Origin of the sequence: Streptococcus mitis (genome assembly GCF_001579035.1) — a bacterium.
In the GTDB taxonomy this organism is placed as follows: domain Bacteria; phylum Bacillota; class Bacilli; order Lactobacillales; family Streptococcaceae; genus Streptococcus; species Streptococcus mitis_J.
In genome coordinates this window covers 93,642-94,489 of record NZ_KQ970286.1, presented here as the reverse complement: position 1 = coordinate 94,489, position 848 = coordinate 93,642, and the positions used below count along the sequence as shown (strand labels likewise).

Annotated in this window: 1 pseudogene; it reads right to left on the bottom strand. The window is 37.6% G+C overall.

Annotation, left to right across the window (positions count from 1 at the left end):
• Positions 1-817: pseudogene (locus tag SMIDD26_RS12170) on the bottom strand (hypothetical protein); the annotation flags it as partial.
• Between the last annotated feature and the right edge of the window lie 31 nt (positions 818-848).

The window sequence follows — 848 nt, the reverse complement described above, 5'->3', positions numbered from 1 at the left end:
CATCTCTAGCTTCTCGATAAGTGTAGGAATGCGTCGTACTCATTTTTGCTTTCAGCTCTTCAATTTCTTTTTGAAGGGCAGTACGTTGGGACTCGTCAGTTGCTGTCTTTAGGTCATTCTCTTTTTGCTCAAGTTTCGTTTTAAGTTCCTTACGAACTTCTGTTGCGTCTGTTTCAATTTCTAACTGATCGACATCTCCATGATAGGTGATTTTCTTTGCAGTAGGGAATAAATAATGCCACAATTGATAGAACCTATCCGTTTTTTTATCAAGATCTTTGTCCTTCCTTATAGGGTTTTCTGGGGAGTGGTCGACCCTTAGAAAATTCTTTAATGCGCCATTGCCACTTTGGTATAGCATGTTTACAATTTGACCTGCAAAACGTGCTTGTGGTTTTTTATTAAACATTTCAGTAAAAAATTCTTTGGTTATTTCCCAGGAAACGCTATCCTTGAGCTCTTCGTTAACTTGTTTGTTTATTTCTTCTTCCTTCTCTGCTTTTTCCTTCTCACCCAATCCACTATAGGCAACCATTCTCTTTTTGACTTCTTTAAGCACCTTGCTTTTATATTCTATTTTAAATTTCGTATGAAGCCATTCGTTTATTCCACGAATATCAACTCCTCTATTTTTGAGCTCTTTATTGTCCACTACACCGTCAACTTCGTTGATGGTGTGGTCATAAATAGTTTCTTCTATCTCTCTTTCATTTTGAGGGTCAGCCTTATCTTTTTTGATAGCCTTCACAACCACACGATAGACTCCCCTTGTGTGATAAGAAGATCCAATATAACCCGTTACAAAATCCAATTTCAAGCGACTTCCATAGGCTGTAGAAAAGGCTGTA